The sequence below is a fragment of the Mesorhizobium silamurunense genome (assembly GCF_014843825.1).
In the GTDB taxonomy this organism is placed as follows: Bacteria; Pseudomonadota; Alphaproteobacteria; order Rhizobiales; family Rhizobiaceae; genus Mesorhizobium; species Mesorhizobium silamurunense.
The window spans coordinates 25208-39817 of record NZ_JHQR01000068.1 but is presented as its reverse complement, the minus strand read 5'-3'; the positions used below and the strand labels follow the sequence as shown (position 1 = coordinate 39817).

Below are 14610 nucleotides of genomic sequence, written 5' to 3'. Positions count from 1 at the left end.
ACCGGTCGCCAGCCATGGGACCGGCTTCAACCGGTCCGAGGAACGGTCTACACACAGGGCAAATGATTGGGCATCGCGTGTCGAACTATCCGATTTCCTACAAACTGTCTTGGCTGCCGCGTTTCCTGAAACCGTCGCTTGGCGGCGACAGGGACGGTTTTGCGGCGCCGGCGGCGACGTTGATCAATCCGCCGCCGGAGCAGACGGTGCGGCTTGCCTTCGTCGGCGACATTTCGGCGGTCGCCAATCGCGCGGTTCCCGAATGCGATCCGGCGATTGCGGCTTTGCTCGCCTCCGCCGATCTCGTGGTCGGCAACTGCGAAAGCCCGATCGTCGAGCGACCGAGCGCGGTTGCGGGCACGCGGCTCGGCACGCATCATGCGATGACCGAACGCTTCCTGGCGGACGCGCTGACGGCCGTCGGGATCGCTCGCGACAGGCTGGTGCTGTCGCTCGCCAACAATCATGTGCTCGACCAGGGCGTTGCCGGCTTCGACGAGACGGTCGCGGCGCTGGGGCGGCTCGGCATCCGCACCATCGGCACTGTGAGGGGTGGACCCGTCCAACATCACGCAGCCGGGCCGCTGACGATCGGCTTCGCCGCCTTCACGCTTTGGCGCAATGTCGGTGAAGCCGAATTTCGAGCACGGGTTTCCATGGGAAGCGATCCGGCTGAATGGTTGCGCGGCGCAGGCGTCGATCTCTTGTGCGCCGTGCCGCATTGGGATTGGGAGTTCCGGCACTTTCCGAGACCGGCGACGCGGGCGCTGGCGCGGCGACTGGCAGGCCACGGCGCCCGATTGGTCGCCGGCCATCACGCCCATGTCGTGCAGCCGGTCGAGCGCATCGGCGACACGCTCGTTGCCTACGGTCTTGGCGATTTCCTCGGCACGGCTTTTGCCAGGCAGCCATGGCCCGGTCGGATCGGCTCGATCCTCGTTGTCGACGTCAGCGCCGATGCCGCCACGCGCGGCATGGTTGCCGCCTACCGGCTGCATTTCTTCATGCGCCTCGCCAAAGGCGGCCATGAGCGGCTGGTGCCGGTGGGGGCACTGAGTGGAATGACGGGGCAGCGGGTTGTGGCTCGCCTGGCTGCGATTTTCCCGGGCCAAGAGGACTGACAAATGATCACCCGCGACCGGTGGCGACTTTCTCGCAAAAGCCGCTATCATGGGGGGCATCTAGCGGCGGCCGGGGGTGGCCATGGAAGCAGCGGATTTCATGCCGAGCGAAGCCGATATCGCCGGCATCAGGCACAACATCGAGACCTACGAGGCGAAGCGGGCGTCGGTCCGGAAACAGGTCCGCTGGCGGGTGCCGCTGTTTGTCGGCCTGGTAATCGTCTTTGTCGGGCTCGTCGCCTGGCTGTTCAACAGCGCCGCCGATCCCAACGAACAGTGGTTCTCGACGCCGCATGTCTTCCTCTACTTTGGCGGCCTCATCGTCGCGGTGCTGCTCTATTTTCAGGCGCTGAGGCCGGCAAACCGGCTGCAGCAATCCTTCCGCGACACGCTCCTGCCGATCGTCTTCGGCTTCGTGCGCGACGTGCGCTACCAGCACGGTGCGCGGCCGAATTCCTTCGACAGGATGCCGCGTGAAACCGTCGGCGCTTTCAGCCGGCAGAGTTTCGACGACACGATATCGGGACGCTACGAGGATTTTCCCTTCGAGCTTTATGAGGCGAGGCTGTGGGAAGGCTCCGGTAAGAGCGAGACCACCGCCTTCAAGGGCGTCATCGTCGCGTTCGAAACCATCGAGCCGTTCCCGGGTACACTGGTTGCCGCGCGCAAGGCCGGCAAGGTGGTGCATTTCTTTCGCGGCATGTTCATCAGCAAGATGCAGGAGCTGTCATCCGGTGTCGCCGAACTCGACGCCACCTATGAGTTCCGCACCGACAATGTCGAGGCGGCCCGGCCGCTGGTCACCGGGCGACTGGCGCAGGCGCTGACCTGGCTCGGCGAGACATGGCCCTACGACCAGGCCCGGGTGGCGCTGAGCGGCAGCGACGGTTTTCTCTTGATGCCGCGGTCGAAGAACTTCTTCGAGCTGCCGGATATTTCCGCCCCGATCGACTACAACACGCATGTCGCGCCGATGATCGCCGATCTCGGCGCGATGCTGGCGACGGCGGCACTGGTGCGCAAGATCGGGGCGAAGGACGAAGCGGCCGAATAACGGGCTTAGAGCGGTCCAGCTTTTGCTGATCGCTCTAAGCGTTTGTTTTTACGCCAATTCCGGACGGAAAACCGCTGCGCATTTTTCCTGGAATTGCTCGGGCGTCATCAGTCGAAGCCGTATTGGGTGCGCATGTAATCCGCTTCTTCCTTCGACATTTTCTTGAACGTCACGCAGACGGTGAAGCTGCCGACCTGATGGCCGTTCCTGGTGTATCCCCGGTCCGAAATATCGTCCCTGGTGAATTCGATGTTCTGGCCGAAGACGACGTTGCGGACGAGTTCCGGCTCGTTCGCCAATATGCCGACAAAGCCGGTGGCGGTCCGCTTGAAGGGGATGACCCGGAAATGCTCCGTCTCAACACGCCTTAGACTGGATTACAGGCCGCTCGGCACCAGTCCCGCCAGCCAGTTGGCCGACCGCTTCGCCATGTCCATCGTCGCTGTCGCCGCGCGGCCGAGGTCGGTCTTGACCACGGCATAGCCGGCCTTGGTGCGGTAGAGCACGGCGCTGCCGCCGTCGACCGCTGCCTCGAAGGCGACCGGTCGCGCGGCTTCCGTCTCGCTGGCCGTCACCGTTGCGCCGACCGGGGCGCTTGGGCGATGGCTAAGCTCGGGCGGCAACGGCGCGATGGTTTCGACGACGCGGTTCGGGGGCTTCAGCTCCGGCCCGGATGCTTTCGCGGCGAGCTCCGAGGTCGATGCCGAACCCTTGGTGCGGCAGATGCCGGACACCAGCGGATAGTTGAAATTGCGCTGGTGCAGCATCTGGCTCTTCATCGCCGCTTCGCAGTCGGCGATCGTCGCCCATTTGGCCGGCGTCTCGCCGATATACTCGCAGAGCTTGGCATCACAGTCGCAGCCGACGATGGTCATGGCGACAAGGGCGGTCTTGATCACGGTCCTGTCCCTTCGAATTCGTTCCCAGCACGATCAATCGCCGGGGAACAAGGCGGGATTTGGCCGCGATTGTGAATTGTGCATGTCAGCGTGTTGCTGAAGGTTGCTTGGCTTGCGACTGTGGCGGGAAAGCATCAGCAGCGTGCGCAGGGCGGCGAAAAAGCCGACGAAGCGGTGGCCCAAAAGGACAGTCGGCGCCGGGATTTCTCCCAGCGCCTCCCTGTCAGATCAGGAACCGGTTACGGCAGCAACTTCCGTAAAGTCGTCGCGCCAGGCCAGCCTTGATTTTGACGGTCCTGCCAGTCGCCACCCGAAGGTAACGCCCGTTCCAGACCACGCCGCTCTCCACCCTTGCGGGCTTCGCCCAGCGTGCCATCGAAGGTTTTCACCGGCCTTCATGGCAGCATCGGTCCGCCGTCGGCGTTCGCACGCTTTCCGCGGCCCCGCCGACATCCGTCCCTCCAACAGGCGAACCTGCTCTCGTTCCGGGCCGTACGGGCCTCAGGAAATCCGCCTTTGCGCTTTTGCCTTTCGGCTAGGGCGTTCGGTAGCCGCCTGAGATGGGTTCAACGTACGCCGGATAAGGGGTTTGCGGAATAGACCCGGACCTGTGGATAGCGGGATTATCGGGGACCGATGCGACAAGGCTCGGAATTTGCCGGCCCAAACCCCTTAGACAGCCTGCGCCGTATTTCTGAGGCCTTTTGGACGATGAGCCTTGCCCCGCCACTCGGCCCGCGTTTCAATGCCGGCAAAGGACTGCGGGCGGCTGCTCGGTTCTTTGTCAGATCTATGTCGCTGTCCAAAACCGCCGCCCAGGTTGGGCGGCATGCCTCGGGGGAGGTCGGATTGAAGGTCGGGGTGGTTCTCAATCCGATTGCGGGAGGCGGCAAGCTCAAGCGTCATTGGCCCGAGGTCGCCGCAGCGCTCAAGAAGCATTTCGGCGATTTCGATCTGCGCGAGACGCAAACCAGCGGCGATGCCGAGCGGCTGGCGATCGACCTCGCCGCCGATGGCTGCGACCTGGTGATTGCCGCCGGCGGCGACGGCACGGCCAGTGAAGTGGCGGATGGGCTGCTGCAGGCAAAGCACGAGACCGGCCGGGCGAGCGAACTCGGGCTTCTGCCTTGCGGCACCGGTATCGACTTCGCGCGAGGGTTGGGCCTGCCGGACGGAATCGAGGAAGCGCTGGCGCGCATCGCCGGCGGCAGCGCGCGCAAGGTCGATGCCGGACGCATCTGCTACATCGATGACCACGGCGCGCTGGCCAGCCGTCACTTCATCAACATCGCCAGCCTCGGCCTCTCCGGCGCCACGGATCGCGCGGTCAATGCGGACAAGCGCAAGGGCAAGGTCTCGGTCAAGGCGCTGTTCTTCTGGCGCACGGTGCTCGAATTCATCCGCTACCGCTTCCAGGACGTCAGGATCACCATCGACGACGGCGAACCGGTCGAGGCGCGCATGGCGCTGGTGGCGGTGGCCAACGGAAAATTCTTCGGCGGCGGCATGATGATCGCGCCGGACGCTGAATTGGACGACGGCCAGTTCGACATCGTCATCCTGCGAGCCGCCAACAAGCTCGGGCTGATCCGGGATATCCGGCTGCTCTATGGCGGGCTTCACCGCAACCACCCGGCGATCACCATCCTGCGCGGCCGCAAGGTGCTGGTCGAGCCGCTGGGCGATGGCGAGAAGAACGGGGCGCTGGTCGACATAGACGGCGAGTCGCCGGGCCGGATCCCTGCGACTTTCGAAATCCTGCCGGGGGCGCTGACGCTGAGATGTTGAATCAACGGATTCAACATCTGATTCCGCAGGCGGAGCTAACCATCTGAAACAGATGGCTAAAGTTTTTGCCCCTACGCCTTCAGCCTGGCCGGGAAGCCCTGGGCGCGAAGCTCGGTTCCGACAGCATCCTCAAGCAACTTGACGATCTGCGTCGACCAGGCGTCGCCGCCATAGGCGCGTTTGCCCTCTTCGAAGATGGCGTTGACGCGGGCGGCGAGATCGAGCGGCACGCCGAAGTCCCTGCCCATGGCAAGCGCGAAGCCGAGGTCCTTCAGCGCCAGATCCATGGTGAAGCCGATGTCGTAGGAGCCGTTGAGGACAAGCTGGCTTTCGGTCTCGTGCACGAAGCTGTTGCCGGAGGAGGCGACGATCGCGTGATAGGCCTGGGCAAGGTCGAGCCCGCCCTGCTTGGCCAGCATCAGCGCCTCGCCGGCGGCGACGAGATGGATGAATGCCAGCATATTGGTGATGACCTTGATCACCGCCGCCGAGCCGACCGCACCCATCAGGAACGACCTCGCGCACATCGCTTCGATCGCCGGCCGGTGCCGTTCGTAGAGCGCCGCGTCGCCGCCGACGAGTGCCGTAATCTTTCCCGCCGCCGCCAGATGCACGCCGCCGGTGACCGGGCATTCCAGCGTCTCGATGCCCCTTGCTGAAGCGATTGCGGCGAGTCGCAGGATCTCGTCGCGGCCATTGGTCGACATCTCGACCCAGGCGCCGCCGGCGGGGAGGCCTTCAAGCAATCCGTCGGGACCGGCGAGCACCGTTTCGCTCACCTTCGGCGAGGGGAGGCAGGTGATGGCATTGCCGGTTCGCGCGGCCGCCTCCGCAGGACTTGTTGCCGCCGTTGCGCCGAGCGCCACAAGCCGCTCGATCGCCGCGGGGTCGCGATCGAAGACGGTGACGGCAAAACCGTTGCGCAGCACGCTGGCGGCAAGGTTGCCGCCGAGATGGCCAAGGCCGATGAAGGCGTAAGCGAGGCGCGCGGTCACGGCATCAGCGGCGTCTGCATCATCTGCAGATGCAGGTCCTTGCCGCTATAGGGGTGGGCGTCGCAGACCTCCTCATTGAGCTCGACCCCCATGCCAGGCTCCTTCGACGGGATGACGTTGCCATCCTGCCATTCGATCTTCTTCTTCAGCAGCGTGGCGTGAAAACCATCCCACTGCTTCAGCGATTCCAGAATGAGGAAGTTGGGCAGCGTCACCGCTAGCTGGATGTTGGCGGCGCCGACGATCGGCCCGCAATAGCAGTGGGGCGCGACCTGGATGTGGTAGGCCTCGGCCATGGCGGCGATCTTCTTGGTCTCCAGGATGCCGCCGGAGCGGCCGAGGTCCGGCTGCAGGATGGTGGCGGCGCGGTTCTCGATGACGCGGGCGAATTCGAATTTCGTGGTCAGCCGCTCCCCGGTGGCGATCGGGATGGAGGTCGCGCGGGCGACTTGCGCCATCACCTCGGGCATGTCGGGCGGCACCGGTTCCTCGAACCACAGCGGATCATAGGGCTCGATGGCACGTGCCATGCGCAGCGCGCCGGAGGCGGTGAACTGGCCATGCGTGCCGAACAGGATGTCCGCCCTGTTACCGACAGCCTCGCGGATCGCCTTGATCATGCGCGCCGAAAGGTCGATGTCGATGAGGCGCGGCTGGTGGCCGTCAAAGGCGGTGTAGGGGCCGGCAGGGTCGAGCTTCACGGCATTGAAACCCTGCTCGACATATTCCAGCGCGCAGGCCGCGGCCATGTCGGGATCGTTGTAGACGTTCTTGCCGCGCGCATCTTCCGAATGGACGCTGCCGGTGTGCGGATAGAGGTAGGTGTAGGAGCGCAGCGTCTCGTGCACCTGGCCGCCGAGCAACTTGTAGACAGGCTTGTCCGCCTCCTTGCCGATGATGTCCCAGCAAGCCATTTCGAGCGCCGAGAAGCAGCCCATGCCGGAAACGTCGGGACGCTGGGTGAAGCCGGAGGAATAGACGCGGCGGAAGAGGTTTTCGACATCGTGCGGATCGCGGCCGATCAGGTAACGCTCGGCCATGTCCTCGATCATCCTGGCGGTGATATGCGCCGAGAAGGTGGCGTTGTAGGCCTCGCCGTAGCCCACCACGCCGCCGTCGGTGGTGAGCTTGACGAAAATGAAATACTTGCCGCCGATGCCGGGCGGCGGGTTGTCGACAACCCAGGTCTTGACGTCGGTGACTTTCATTTCTGATCCTCCAGAACCAGTTCGGCGCCTTTCCATCCGGTGAGGATCGAGGCGGCGTTGGTGTTGCCGGTGATGTTGTCGGGAAAGATCGATGCGTCGATGACGCGCAGACCGCTTAACCCGTGCACCCGAAGCCTTGGATCGACGACGGCGCGCGAGGCGTCCGGACCCATCCGGCAGGTCGAAACCGGGTGATAGACGGTGCCTGAGCGCTTCCTGAAATCCTGAATCAGATCGGCGTCGGAAGTGATCGACGGACCAGGCAAAACCTCTTCCTCGATGATCTCGGCCAAGGCCGGCATCGCGGCGATCTTGCGCACGAACTTCACCGCCGCCAGCATCTCGTCGACATCGGCGTTGGTGGAATAGGCGTTCGCTGTGATCCTCGGATAGTCGCGCGGATTGCTCGAGCGGATCATGATCTCGCCGCGGCTCGACGGTCGGCAGTTGGAAAGGCCGACGGAGAAGCCCGGCCATGGATCAGGCGTCAGGATCGGGCGCTCGCCGCTCTTCGGAATGACGGTCGAGAAGGCCTGGAAATAAAGCTGCATGTTCGGCCGCGCCATCGACGGGTCGGTGCGGAAGAAGCCGCCGGCATTGTTCATCGACAGCGACAGCGGACCCGAGCGCAGCAGGATGTATTGCATGCCGACCAGCAGCTTGCCCCACCAAGGGCGCAGGATCTGGTTGAGTGTCGGCAGCTTGCCCTTGAAAGTGTAGTTGATGCCGACGTGGTCCTGCAGGTTGGCGCCGACATTCTCATTGGCATGGATGACCGGGATGTCGAGACCGGTGAGCAGCGTCGACGGACCGACGCCGGAGAGCTGCAGCAATTGCGGCGAGTTGATCGAGCCGCCGGACAGGATGACCTCGCGGCCGGCGCGTACCGTTTTTGTCTCGCCGTTCTGCTCGTATTCGATGCCGACCGCACGTTTGCCCTCGAACAGGATTTTCGTCGCCAGCGCGTTGGTCTCGACGCGGATGTTGCTGCGCTTCATCGCCGGGCGCAGGAAGGCGCGAGCGGTGGACATGCGGCGGCCGTTCCTGGTGGTGATCTGGTAGACGCCGACGCCTTCCTGGGTGGCGCCGTTGAAGTCCGAATTGAACGGCAGGCCGGCCTGCTCGGCGGCGGCCAGGTAGCGCTTGGTCAGCGGATGCACGGCGTTCGAGCAATCGGTGATGCGCAACGGGCCGCCGACACCGCGCCACTGGTTGGCGCCGGCCTCGTTGTCCTCCAGCGCCTTGAAGGCTGGCAGCAGTGCGTCATAGCTCCAGCCCGGATTGCCGGCGGCGGCCCAGGCGTCGAAGTCCTCGCGCGCGCCCCGGATGAAGACCATGGCGTTGATCGAGCTCGATCCGCCGAGCAGCTTGCCGCGGGGCCAGTGGTCGGCATTGCCGGCAAGACCGGGGTCGGGCTCGGCCTTGTAGTTCCAGTTGACGGCGGGGTCGAAGAAGGTCTTGCCATAGCCGAGCGGCATCTGGACATAGAACCTGCGATCGGTGCCACCGGCTTCCAGCACCAGGACCGAATAGCGGCCCGAGGCCGAAAGCTTTTCCGCAACGACCGAGCCGGCCGAGCCGGAGCCGACGATAATGAAATCATAGGTCTGCATGATGCGCGGGCGGGCTCCGAAATCCGGCGCTTACCCTAGACACTGCCGGCTCACCGCGTCGCCGGGGCTTCCGGCATGGCTTGTGAAAAAAGCGACCGCTTGAGCGGCGCTGCTTTCGCTTTCAGCAAAGCTTGCGACATGGCAGCCGCGTTGGTACGGGTGCAGGCAGAGCAGCTGTTGAAGGACCTCCTCATGGTGCATTACGCGGACGGAAAGCCGCTCGGCGATCTCACGCTGAGGACGCTTGCCATGCCGTCCGACGCCAACGCCGCCGGCGACATCTTCGGCGGCTGGGTGATGGCGCAGATGGACCTTGCCTGCGGCATCCGGGCCGCCGAGCGCGCAAAGGGCCGCGTGGTGACGGCCGCGGTGAAGGAGATGTCCTTCGCCAAGCCGATGAAGATCGGCGACACGCTGTGCATCTACACGCATGTCGAGCGCGTCGGCCGCACCTCGATGACGCTCAAGGTCGAGGCCTGGGCGCAGCGCTACCTCTCCGACCTGATGGAGAAGGTCACCCATGCCGATTTCGTCATGGTGGCGCTCGACGGCGAGGGCAAGCCGAAGCCGGTTCCGGCCGAAAGCTGACGCAAGCCGATTCTCCAATTCCAGGACATTTGTAACAACGCCCGCGCGGGTTATGCACGTCGCGACATCCAGTGGTTGCCTTCACGCTCCACTTTGCGGGCGTTGGAGGAAAGACAATGCGTCAACACATGCTGAACGGCTGGCTTGTGGCAGCCCTCGTCGCTCTGGTCTGCCTGCTCGGCATAACCGCCTATGCCGAGGTCAAAAAAGATATTCCGTGCGTTGCCTGCACATATGGCCAGACGCCCCTCGGCAACCGGGCAGCGGGGCTCGATCTCTGCCCCACCATGTGCTGCAGCAGTACGAGCCGAAGCGCCTGACGGACTACCGGCGGCAGACGATCATCGGCCGAACGGCGGCGCCGCCGCATTGGGCATGACACGGCAGCCGAACATCGGCGGACGCCATCAAAATTGAATGCAGGATGCAGGCCTGACGCGAGCGGGTTGCCTTTCCGCGAGAACCCGAAATCCCTTGCGTCGCAAGGATTTCAGGCCTTCTGGCCGTCGAATTTCGCGCGCGCTGCTTGAACTCGACTGGTGTTCTTGCGCGCCCATTCGCCGAGCGCCCCGACTGGCACCAGCAACTCGTGGCCGAGCTCGGTAAGCTCGTAGTCGACGCGCGGCGGAATGGTCGGAAACACCTTGCGCGTCACGAAGCCGTCACGCTCCAGGCCGCGCAAGGTGGTGGTCAGCATCTTCTGCGAAATGCCACCGACGGCCGTGCGCAATTCGTTGAAGCGCATCGCTCCGCCGCCCAGCTTGCCGACCACCAGAACGGTCCATTTGTCGCCGACCCGTTGCAGGATCTCCGACACGGCGCGGCAGTCCTCGGTGTTGTGGGGGTGCCTCAGTAACAAAAACGTGCCTCCTTGCGTGCGGCTTTGTCAGTATCACATATAGCGCCGGTATCCAAACGATACCAGAAATTCCCCCGCAAGGAGAGCCCAATGTCCAAGCCCAAAATCGCCATTGTCGTCGGTTCGACGCGCGCCGCCCGCTTCGCCGACGTGCCGACGCAGTGGATCGCCAAGATCGCCAAGACGCATGCCGACATCGATGTCGAAGTCGTCGATCTGCGTGACTTCCCGCTGCCCTTCTTCGACGAGGTCGCATCGTCCGCCTGGGCGCCGTCGCAGAACGAGGTGGCGCAGCGCTGGCAGAAGAAGGTCGCCGAGTTCGACGGCTTCATCTTCACCGCCGCCGAATACAATCACGGCCCGACCGCGGTGCTGAAGAACGCCATCGACTACGCTGCCAACGAATGGAACAAGAAGCCGGCAGGTTTCGTCGGCTATGGCAGCGTCGGGGGCTCGCGGGCCGTCGAGCAGCTCCGGCTGCATGCCGTCGAGCTGCAGATGGCGCCGGTCAAGTCGGCCGTCCACATCGCCTGGGGCGATTTCCTGGCGGTGCGCCAGGGCGAGAAGAAGCTCGAGGACATCGAGCACCTCAACCAGGCTGCTGCCGCATTGATCAATGATGTCGCCTGGTGGGCGAAGGTCCTGAAGGCGGCTCGCGCCGCCGATGCGATTGACGCCGAAGCCAAGGCGGCTTGAGCCGTCGCAGCAGGATCATCCTCCCGAGATTATCCTCTCAAGATCATTTCCCAAGGGCGGCGCTTGCGCCGCCCTTTTCAATTCGCGGAGGCTTGAGCGGCGCTTGCGCCGCCCTTTTCAATTTGCGGAAGCCTGAGCCGCCTGCCTTGGCCTGATGATGCAGTCGGCAAGGCGCTCGCGCTCGTTCAGTTCGTCCGCATGGTGCTGCCCCCACTCGCAAAGCGCCAAAAGGATCGGCTCGAGGCTGAGGCCGAGAGGCGTCGCGGAATATTCGACGCGCGCCGGGATTTCGGCGAAGATCTCGCGGCTGACCAGACCGTGCTCCTCCATCTCGCGCAACTGGTCGATCAGCACCTTCTGGGTGATGCCGGGCATAAGCGCCTTCAGTGCCGAGAGCCGGCGCGGGCCGTCGAACAGATAGTAGAGGATCACCGCTTTCCAGCGGCCGGAGATCACCTTCAGGGCACGCTCCGCCGGCAGCATCGGCAGTTTCTTGATTGTGCGGGCCATGGTCACCTCCTGGTGAGCAGCGGACAAATCTGTGTGTAGCGGCGAGAACGCAGATAGTGGCAAAGCGCGCCCGATGCCATAGCGATCGGAGCCTGCCATGAAAGCCGTTCAGTTCAGCCGCTTCGGCGGTCCCGAAGTGCTGCAAGTCGTCGACATTCCGGAGCCGTCCGCTGGCGCCGGGGAGGTCCTGGTCAAGGTTGCAGCCGCCGGCATCAATTTCTTCGAGGTGCTGATGCGGGCGGATCGCTACGCGGTCACGCCGAGCCTGCCGATGTTCCCCGGCGTCGAGGCCGCCGGCACCATCGAGGCTGTCGGCGAGGGCGTGGACCCGCGATTGCTGGGAAGCCGCGTGGCGGCGCCGCTCTTTGTCTCGGAGCGGCCTCTCGGCGGTTATGCCGAGTATGTGACGATCGACGCCAGCCTGGCCGTGCCGTTGCCGGATACGCTGTCCTTCGAGGAGGCGACGGCCTTGATGGTGCAAGGGCTGACGGCCTTCCATCAGCTCAGGCAAAGCCCGCCCGCGAACAAAGCGGTGCTCATTCCAGCCGCCGCGGGCGGCGTCGGTTCATTGCTCATCCAACTGGCGCGAGGGCAGGGCGCCCGCCGGATCATCGCGCTGGCCGGCGGCAAAGCCAAGCGTGACTTCGTCCTGTCGCTTGGCGCCGATGCCGCCATAGATCATCAGGTGCCGGATTGGGCGGCCGAGGTCGGAGATGTCGCGAAGGGCGGCGTCGATACGATCTATGACACTGTCGGCGGTGCGATAACCGAGGATTTCCTGGACGTGCTGTCACCCGGCGGCGAACTCGTGTTCGCGGCGCTCGGTCGTCTCGCGCTTGGGGTCGCTGAATTGGAAGCGATGATCGGCCGGAACCAATCGCTCAAGGGCTTCGCGCTGCTGCCGCTTTTGACTCCCGGCGTGCTGAAGGCGAGCCAGTCCGAAGTTTTCAAACTGGCGGCGAGTGGCCAACTGCGGGTGACAATCGGCGGCCGTTTTTCGCTCCACGAGGCCGGCGACGCGCATCGCTTGATCGAGGAGCGCCGTTCGACGGGCAAGGTCGTGCTCATTCCATAAGGTTTGAATCTATCGCCGCGCGATCGGGCGATGGCCGTCGGGCAGTCGCGTTGCGATCAGCTTGTCGATACGGCGGCCGTCGAGGTCGACCACCTCGAAGCGCCAGCCTTGCGCGTCGACGCATTCACCGGTGGTGGGAAGGTGATGCAGATGCGACAGCACATAGCCGGCCACCGTCTCATAGTCGCGGTTCTCCGGCAGATCGATGCCGAGTGTTTCGGCCATCTCGTCGGCCTGCATGTAACCGGCGAGCAGCCATGAGCCGTCCTCCCGCTTGACGGCGTTTTCTTCCTCGCCGGCCTCGAGGTCCGAGCGGAAGACGCCGGTGATCGCTTCCAGCATGTCGGCCGGCGTGACGATGCCCTCGAAATGGCCGTATTCGTCATGGACGAGCGCCATCGGCACGTCCGATTCCTTCAGCTTCGCCAGCACGTCGAGCGCGTCGGCCTGGTCATGCACGATAGGCGCCTCGCGCACATGCTGGCGCGGATCCAACACCCTGCCGGCGAGAAGGGCGGCCAGCACATCGCGCGTCTGCACGACACCGATCATGGCGTCGACATTGCCGTCGCCTGCGGGCAGCCGCGAATGCTGCGTCTCCATCAAGAGCCGCCTGATGGCCGCCTCGTCGGATTGCAGGTTGATCCAGTCGACCTCGGTGCGCGGCGTCATCACGGCGCGCACCGCGCGGTCGCCAAGCCGCATGACGCCGGCGATCATGCGCCGCTCGTCGGATTCGATCGTGCCGTGATGCTCGGCCTCGGCGACCAGCATCTTGATCTCCTCGTCGGTGACCTTCTCTTCCGTCTCGCCGGTCTGCCCGAGCAGCCAGAGAATGGCGCGGCCGGAAATGTCGAGCAGGAAGACCAGCGGCGCCGAAACGGTGGCAAGGATGGTCATCGCCGGTGCGGCGCGGACCGCGACCCGCTCCGGATCCCTCAACGCGATCTGCTTCGGCACGAGCTCGCCGACGATCAACGAGGCATAGGTGATGATAGCGACGACGATGCCGACCCCGATGGGATCCGCGATGTTCTCACGGATGCCGGTCGAGACCAGATACTGCGCCAACCGCTCGCCGAGCGTGGCGCCGGAAAAGGCGCCGGACAGCACGCCGACCAAGGTGATGCCGATCTGCACCGACGACAGGAACTTGCCGGGGTTGGAACCGAGCGCCAGGGCGCGACCGGCGCCCCTGACGTTGCGGTCGATCATCGCCTTGAGGCGGGCCGGCCGCGACGAGACGATCGCAAGTTCGGACATTGCCAGAAGGCCGTTCACCAAGATGAGGACGGCCACGACGGCGATTTCAACATAAAGCATAGGCGGTCAATAGCATTGCTGCAGCGCATTCGAAAATAGTCCGCCGCTATTTTTGGAGCATGACAATTTTTTCAAGCACAGCGGTTTCAGGCGACATCCCAGGGCGGCGCCAGCCGTTCGGCAAGATCGTCATCACAATGGCCTGAGTCTTACAGCCTCGGTCAGGGCAGCCTCCTCAACACGCCGATTACCGCCATGCCGTCGGTGAAATAGGGATCGCCGCCGCCATTCCTGCCGTCTTTCGTGGCGCCGATCCCCGGTATCTCGCTGGTCGAGACCAGCATGCCGGCAGCATCGAGGTCGCCGATCAGGAAGTCGCGCTCGGCGTCGATGTCCGGGCCGATGTGATGGGTGATCGCGCCGGTGTCGTGACTGAGGCCGACGCCGCGGTCGAAGCTTGCGGCGCCCAGCCAGAGCGGGCGGCCATCGTCGCCGACCGTATTTGTCTGCCAGAAGCGGACGTGGTAGCGCCGGTCGGCGCTGTCGCCGACCGGCTTTTCGAAGGCGAGATCCTGGGCGCGGCCTTCGAACAGCAGGCGGCTCATCGGCGCATCGGGATAGGGACGGGAAAACAAGACGCTTTCGCCGATGTCGATCGCGGTCCGCAAAGTGACGGCATCGGCCGTGTCCCAGCCGGCGACGGCAAAGGCGTGGACCACTTCCTTCTCGGTGCCGACAAGTCCGACATTGATCGGGTCGCCCGGAATCCCCTGCGGCGTATGCGTCACCATCTCGAAGCGCTGCGTGCGGAAGCCGCGCTCCCGCCAGGTCCAGAATTCCGGCGCGGCGAGATAGGCAAATGCCAGATAGAAGGCGCAGAAAGCCGCCAGCCAGATCGCCGCGCGCCGCCGAAGGCTTCGCTCACTCACGAGAGACCGCTC

General features: G+C 64.5%; 15 protein-coding genes and 1 pseudogene. 7 read left to right on the top strand and 9 right to left on the bottom strand.

Annotated features, from left to right (window positions below):
• Positions 1-77 precede the first annotated feature (77 nt).
• Together DH10_RS08565 and DH10_RS08560 are read left to right on the top strand one after the other, a co-directional pair.
• Positions 78-1121 carry a CapA family protein gene (locus DH10_RS08565; protein WP_192256182.1) on the top strand — a complete coding sequence of 348 codons (1044 nt, stop codon included), beginning with the start codon at positions 78-80 and terminating at the stop codon, positions 1119-1121.
• Positions 1122-1203: 82 nt separating this feature from the next.
• The gene (locus DH10_RS08560) at positions 1204-2175 is read left to right on the top strand and encodes a DUF3137 domain-containing protein (RefSeq protein ID WP_192256180.1); all 972 of its coding nucleotides are present in this window, start codon (positions 1204-1206) and stop codon (positions 2173-2175) included.
• Between the two features lie 107 nt (positions 2176-2282).
• On the opposite strand, the pseudogene DH10_RS08555 reads toward DH10_RS08560, so the two are convergent.
• Positions 2283-2519, bottom strand: a pseudogene (locus DH10_RS08555) (DUF2314 domain-containing protein); the annotation flags it as partial.
• A 33-nt stretch (positions 2520-2552) separates the two neighbouring features.
• Positions 2553-3074, bottom strand: a complete 522-nt coding sequence (locus DH10_RS08550) for a hypothetical protein (protein WP_192256178.1) — start codon at positions 3072-3074, stop codon at positions 2553-2555.
• An 849-nt stretch (positions 3075-3923) separates the two neighbouring features.
• Here DH10_RS08550 and DH10_RS08545 point away from each other — a divergent pair.
• Entirely contained in the window at positions 3924-4862 is a 939-nt protein-coding gene (locus DH10_RS08545) for a diacylglycerol/lipid kinase family protein (RefSeq protein ID WP_192256176.1), read from the top strand.
• A gap of 71 nt (positions 4863-4933) precedes the next feature.
• Here DH10_RS08545 and DH10_RS08540 read toward each other — a convergent pair whose 3' ends face one another.
• From DH10_RS08540 to DH10_RS08530, 3 genes are read right to left on the bottom strand one after another with little or no spacing between them, the layout of a single operon-like run.
• A complete protein-coding gene (locus DH10_RS08540; protein WP_192256174.1) occupies positions 4934-5857 on the bottom strand; it encodes an NAD(P)-dependent oxidoreductase in 924 nt (307 codons plus the stop codon).
• The gene (locus DH10_RS08535) at positions 5854-7065 is read right to left on the bottom strand and encodes a mandelate racemase/muconate lactonizing enzyme family protein (RefSeq protein WP_192256172.1); all 1212 of its coding nucleotides are present in this window, start codon (positions 7063-7065) and stop codon (positions 5854-5856) included. The genes DH10_RS08540 and DH10_RS08535 overlap by 4 nt, the downstream gene beginning before the upstream one ends.
• Complete coding sequence (locus tag DH10_RS08530) at positions 7062-8678, bottom strand: GMC family oxidoreductase (protein WP_192256170.1); 1617 nt, start codon at positions 8676-8678, stop codon at positions 7062-7064. The genes DH10_RS08535 and DH10_RS08530 overlap by 4 nt, the downstream gene beginning before the upstream one ends.
• Before the next feature lie 192 nt (positions 8679-8870).
• Between DH10_RS08530 and DH10_RS08525 the strand changes: the two genes are divergently transcribed.
• Positions 8871-9266, top strand: coding sequence for an acyl-CoA thioesterase (locus DH10_RS08525; RefSeq protein WP_192256292.1), 396 nt, complete (start codon positions 8871-8873; stop codon positions 9264-9266).
• A 116-nt stretch (positions 9267-9382) separates the two neighbouring features.
• Positions 9383-9586, top strand: a complete 204-nt coding sequence (locus DH10_RS08520) for a hypothetical protein (RefSeq protein WP_192256298.1) — start codon at positions 9383-9385, stop codon at positions 9584-9586.
• A 170-nt stretch (positions 9587-9756) separates the two neighbouring features.
• On the opposite strand, the gene DH10_RS08515 is transcribed toward DH10_RS08520, so the two are convergent.
• A complete protein-coding gene (locus DH10_RS08515) occupies positions 9757-10125 on the bottom strand; it encodes a winged helix-turn-helix transcriptional regulator (protein ID WP_192256168.1) in 369 nt (122 codons plus the stop codon).
• Positions 10126-10215: 90 nt separating this feature from the next.
• Here DH10_RS08515 and DH10_RS08510 point away from each other — a divergent pair, with 90 nt between their 5' ends.
• Complete coding sequence (locus tag DH10_RS08510; protein WP_192256166.1) at positions 10216-10821, top strand: NADPH-dependent FMN reductase; 606 nt, start codon at positions 10216-10218, stop codon at positions 10819-10821.
• Positions 10822-10938: 117 nt separating this feature from the next.
• Here the strand turns inward: DH10_RS08510 and DH10_RS08505 are convergent, their stop codons facing one another.
• Positions 10939-11430 (bottom strand): winged helix-turn-helix transcriptional regulator, encoded by a 492-nt coding sequence (locus tag DH10_RS08505; protein ID WP_376774921.1) that lies wholly within the window; start codon positions 11428-11430, stop codon positions 10939-10941.
• Here DH10_RS08505 and DH10_RS08500 point away from each other — a divergent pair.
• Entirely contained in the window at positions 11429-12406 is a 978-nt protein-coding gene (locus DH10_RS08500) for a quinone oxidoreductase family protein (RefSeq protein WP_192256162.1), read from the top strand. The two genes, DH10_RS08505 and DH10_RS08500, sit on opposite strands and share 2 nt — an antisense overlap.
• A gap of 9 nt (positions 12407-12415) precedes the next feature.
• On the opposite strand, the gene DH10_RS08495 is transcribed toward DH10_RS08500, so the two are convergent.
• Together DH10_RS08495 and DH10_RS08490 are read right to left on the bottom strand one after the other, a co-directional pair.
• Complete coding sequence (locus DH10_RS08495; RefSeq protein ID WP_192256159.1) at positions 12416-13729, bottom strand: hemolysin family protein; 1314 nt, start codon at positions 13727-13729, stop codon at positions 12416-12418.
• 161 nt (positions 13730-13890) lie between these two features.
• Positions 13891-14598 (bottom strand): LssY C-terminal domain-containing protein, encoded by a 708-nt coding sequence (locus DH10_RS08490; protein WP_192256157.1) that lies wholly within the window; start codon positions 14596-14598, stop codon positions 13891-13893.
• Positions 14599-14610 lie beyond the last annotated feature (12 nt).